The organism is Bacillus sp. B1-b2, from assembly GCF_009183415.1.
GTDB lineage: Bacteria > Bacillota > Bacilli > Bacillales > Cytobacillaceae > Niallia.
Window position 1 is genome coordinate 1 of the sequence record NZ_WEHU01000061.1, and the last position, 4,864, is coordinate 4,864.

A 4,864-nucleotide genomic window follows, 5' to 3' on the forward strand; every position below is an offset into this window, starting at 1 on the left:
CTGAGCCAGGATCAAACTCTCCAATAAAGAGTAAGATTAGCTCATTGCTAAACTCTAGCTTTTGTATTACTTGTTTCGTTCTTTAAGAACGATTATTGTTGACGTTTATTGTTCAGTTTTCAAGGAGCATTTCGTTTGTCGCCTTCGAGAAGCGACTTGATTATCATAACATTTGTTAACTTTGTTTGTCAACAAGTTTTTTAAGATAATTTTTCCGTCGTTTACTTCAACATTTCGTGTTGTTTCGGCGACGGATATAAATATAACAATTAATTAACACAAGGTCAATACTTTTTACAAAAGTTTTTTAGTTTTTTTCTAAAACCTTATAATATCGATGATAAACACCAGGACTCTTCGTTAATACATTCACTTCTTCTATTAAATGTTTATCCATTAAATATTCTAGAAGCATACCTAGATCAACAGAGTAGATTACTAACTCTTCCTTCTCCATTAACTCATTAAAAGTCCAATAATCTTTCTCTTTTAGAATTTCTAATAAATGACTTACACTTGTTCTCATTCTGGAGTGAATTAAAAACTCACTTGCTAAGAACAATAATTCTAATCTCTTTTCAATTGCTTCATCACTATTTACTAACTCAATATATAGTTTATAAATTTCTGGTTCAATCTGTTTCACTTGACTCCAAACAGTTACTTCTGGGTGAAAGCCATTTTCTATTACAGCTAATCGAGCTAAATGATGTAAAGAATGAACCACATCATTATATGCATCTAGATAATGTTTATCTTCAAAAAAAGCTTTCCCATCCATATATCTTTTAATAAGCTTTGAGAATTCTAAGCCCATCTTCTTCTTTCTTTCTGATATAGGGAACTCTTTTAATTCCTTTTTTAGCGTAAATATAAAATCATTTCGATCAAATACTACTCTGCCATTATATATCCATTCAAAAATTCTCTTATTGTTACCAAGTATGATCCAATCTCTTAACTGCTTTTCTGTCACTATATGTAGTGCAGCCTTTTTCTCTGAGTAGGTGTAATGCTTAATAAAGACTGGCTTTTCCGCTTCTTTTACCAGAATTAGCATAACAGTATCAAAGGTATCTGTAACTGTCATTTCATTTTGTTTCTTATCAATCATTAATACGCCCAATGTATTTGCTTGGCTAGCTCTTTCTTGGTATATAGGACGAAGAATATGTTCCATTGGTATTCCTCCATCTCCATTTGTAAATTTATTTCGTTTCGTACTATTTCGACATCTTCTATAAAACTCCTGCCCATGTTCGGCATAACAAAAATCTTACTACATTTCCAATAGTTTAAAAATAACATCTTACTAATTATTTACTTACTTTCATCGTATATCCCTATTAAAGACGGCAATTACATAAAATAAAAAAAGAGAAGCCTTAGTAAAGATACAACAACTTCTTATGTTGCAATATCTTTAAAAAAACTTCTTCTTTTTAGTGCGCTTCTTTTTGAGCACAATCAGGACATGAACCGTAAATTTCTAATCGGTGGTGGCTAATTTTAAATCCTGACACATGACTAGCAAATTGCTCTACTTCGTCAAGGCCTGGGTAATGAAAATCAACTATCTTGCCACATTCTTTACAAATAATATGATAATGATGTGATGTAATGAAATCAAATCTGCTAGAAGAATCACCATAGGTTAATTCCTTCACTAAATTCACTTCACGAAACACTCTTAAATTATTATAAACAGTGGCTACACTCATATTTGGAAATTTGCCTTCAAGTGCTTTATAAATTTCATCTGCAGTCGGATGTGACATAGAGCTAATTAAATATTCCAGTATCGCATGACGCTGCGGGGTAATGCGCACTCCTGTTTCCTTCAGCTTATCAAGAGCTTCCTGTAACTCATTATGATCATGATTATGATCGTGATCATGGTTATGATTGTGTTCCACGGATATGCACCCCATTTCTAAAAGATATTCTTATTTTATAATGTTTATAAATAGTGTACTAATAATAGGATGGTTTTGTCAATATAGAGACTATAAGTAAGTCATTAAACAACGATTACCCTACATAACAACTTTCTTTTATAAGAATCATTCTTAGAAAATAACTAGCTTACAAAGTTAATTGATAATTCCCTATTTTCATTATATGCATCTCTACTCTCTTTTTTCACAAGAAAAAATATCCAATTGATAAACCAAAAAATAGACCAAGGAACAATCCATTGGTCTAAGACATATATATGAGGAGGTATATGCTCTACTATACAATATGTCTTTCCCTTCATTTTGAATGGACAAAAGTCCTTATCAACTCAAATTAGGCTTCTAAATTTTCAATTTTTCTTTGTACTTCCTCTACATGACCAGCAACCTTCACTTTACGCCATTCTTTTACTAGCTCTCCGTCTTTACCAATTAAGAAGGTAGATCTTTCAATCCCCATGTACTCTTTGCCAAAGTTCTTCTTTAACTTCCAAACATCGAAGTGCTCTGCCACTTCATGGTTTTCGTCTGAAAGTAATGGAAATGGCAATTCATACTTTTCCATAAACTTTTGGTGTTTTTTAATTGGATCTGGGCTTATGCCTAGAACAACTGTATTGTAAGAAGCGAAATCTGCATGACGATCTCTGAAATCACAAGCTTCTGTTGTACAGCCTGGTGTCATATCTTTTGGATAAAAATAAAGCACCACATTTTTCCCTCTATAATCTGATAGCTTTACCTTTTCTCCATTTGCTGCTTCTAATTCAAAATCAGGAACTATTTCTCCAACTTTAACTAACATACTATCCCGCCTTTTTCATTCTTCTTTCATAAACACTACCTAACTTCCTAAAACAATTCAATTAGAAAGCACTACCTCTCCAGTACAGCTCTTGCCACAAAAGCTGCTGGAATGGTATACCCGATTAAAGCTTCTACAATAACAATCATTCTTCCCATTCCAACTGGCATTAAGTCACCAAAACCCACAGAGAACAGAGTTACTCCACTAAAGTAGATACTCGTATGTAATGTATGAAAGAAATCATAGGTTAAAGAAGGAGACTGTCCTGCATTATAAACTGGAATTCCATTCATTTGAAAAAGCGTATAAATCAGCCCAAATCCTATCATAATCGTAATATATACAAAAAATAAGTACATAAAATTTTCAAAAGAAACCCATTTCTCTTTTAAACGGTAAGGAACAAATAAAGTTCTTAAGCTCATCACAATAAAAAAAAGGATTAAAGCTAATAAGAAATAAAAAAACATGCCCTTACCTCCTCTTCATTTAAATATCAACAATAATATGTATGCTTGTCTTGTGAAATTATGATTATGTGTCCATTACCCTACACTTTTAGAAATAGGACCGTTTTTTGTTATCTTCATTTAAAAAGTGCTAGAATGGGATATGACATGATTTATAGGAGGTTCTTATTTTGTTACATACTAATTCTGAAAAATTACATGAAGAGGCTTTAGATATTATTGTCGGAGGAGTGAACAGTCCTTCTCGTTCTTATAAAGCAGTTGGAGGTGGTGCTCCTGTTGTGATGGAAAGAGGGCAAGGTGCTTACTTCTTCGATGTGGATGGTAATCAATACATTGACTATTTAGCAGCGTACGGTCCAATCATTACTGGACATGCTCACCCACATATTACAAAAGCAGTTACACGTGCTGCTGAAACTGGATTATTATTCGGTACACCTACTCCACATGAAGTTAAATTCGCGAAAATGCTTCAAGAAGCTATACCTTCCTTGGAAAAAGTTCGTTTTATGAATTCAGGCACAGAAGCAGTTATGACAACTATCCGTGTTGCTCGTGCTTATACAGGTAGAAATAAAGTAATTAAATTCGCCGGCTGTTACCACGGGCACTCTGATCCTGTTTTAGTGGCTGCAGGCTCTGGACCTTCTACACTTGGTACTCCTGATTCAGCAGGTGTTCCTTCTGTTATTGCCGCAGATGTTATCACTGTTCCTTTTAATGATCTAGATGCTTATAAAGAAGCAATAGATAAATGGGGCGATCAAGTAGCTGCAGTTTTAGTTGAACCAATAGTAGGTAACTTCGGAATCGTTGAACCTATAGAAGGTTTCTTACAGGGTATTAATGAATTAACACATAAAGCAGGAGCACTTGTTATCTATGATGAAGTAATCACCGCTTTCCGCTTTACATACGGAGGAGCACAAGACTTACTTGGTGTGAAACCTGATTTAACCGCAATGGGAAAACTTATCGGTGGAGGATTACCAATTGGTGCATATGGTGGAAGAAAAGATATTATGGATCAAGTAGCACCAGTAGGACCAGCATACCAAGCAGGAACACATGCCGGAAACCCAGCATCTATCCAAGCGGGTATTGCTTGCTTAGAAGTATTACAACAAAAAGGTGTATATGAACACTTAGACAATCTAGGAGCAATCTTAGAAGAAGGTATTCTAAAAGCAGCAGCAGAGTATAACGTACCAATCACCATCAACCGTTTAAAAGGTGCTCTTACTGTTTACTTTACAAAAGAAAAAATTATGAACTACAAACAAGCCGAAAACACAGACAGCGAAATGTTCGGCCGCTTCTTCAAACTAATGGTAGAACAAGGAATCATGCTTGCACCATCCAAATACGAAGCCTGGTTCCTAACAATCGCCCACACCGAAGATGACATTGAAGCAACCCTATATGCCGTAAACAATGCATTCGCAACATTGGCGGAAGAATATAAGTTTTAACCTTACTTTAGGAGAGCTGAAAAAAGCTCTCTCAGGCTGTCGAGAAAGTCTCGACAGCTATTCTTTTTAATGATAACTACATCTATTCACCGCGTTAATTTGATATAATATAATTATCAAACATAGGTTGGTGATTTAGATGTTAAATACCCG

5 protein-coding genes are annotated in these 4,864 nt (G+C 34.5%); 1 reads left to right on the forward strand and 4 read right to left on the reverse strand.

Annotation, left to right across the window (positions count from 1 at the left end):
- Positions 1-307 precede the first annotated feature (307 nt).
- The 4 genes from F9279_RS24600 to F9279_RS24615 all read right to left on the reverse strand — a co-directional run bounded on the left by F9279_RS24600 (position 308) and on the right by F9279_RS24615 (position 3,236).
- The gene (locus F9279_RS24600) at positions 308-1,180 is read right to left on the reverse strand and encodes a nucleotidyltransferase-like protein (protein ID WP_152116717.1); all 873 of its coding nucleotides are present in this window, start codon (positions 1,178-1,180) and stop codon (positions 308-310) included.
- 262 nt (positions 1,181-1,442) lie between these two features.
- Positions 1,443-1,916, reverse strand: coding sequence for a peroxide-responsive transcriptional repressor PerR (gene perR, locus F9279_RS24605; protein WP_152116718.1), 474 nt, complete (start codon positions 1,914-1,916; stop codon positions 1,443-1,445).
- A gap of 376 nt (positions 1,917-2,292) precedes the next feature.
- Positions 2,293-2,763 carry a thioredoxin-dependent thiol peroxidase gene (gene bcp / locus F9279_RS24610; protein WP_152116719.1) on the reverse strand — a complete coding sequence of 157 codons (471 nt, stop codon included), beginning with the start codon at positions 2,761-2,763 and terminating at the stop codon, positions 2,293-2,295.
- 71 nt (positions 2,764-2,834) lie between these two features.
- Entirely contained in the window at positions 2,835-3,236 is a 402-nt protein-coding gene (locus F9279_RS24615; protein WP_152116720.1) for an ion channel, read from the reverse strand.
- 170 nt (positions 3,237-3,406) lie between these two features.
- Between F9279_RS24615 and F9279_RS24620 the strand changes: the two genes are divergently transcribed.
- A complete protein-coding gene (locus F9279_RS24620; protein ID WP_152116721.1) occupies positions 3,407-4,711 on the forward strand; it encodes a glutamate-1-semialdehyde 2,1-aminomutase in 1,305 nt (434 codons plus the stop codon).
- The last annotated feature ends 153 nt before the right edge of the window (positions 4,712-4,864 follow it).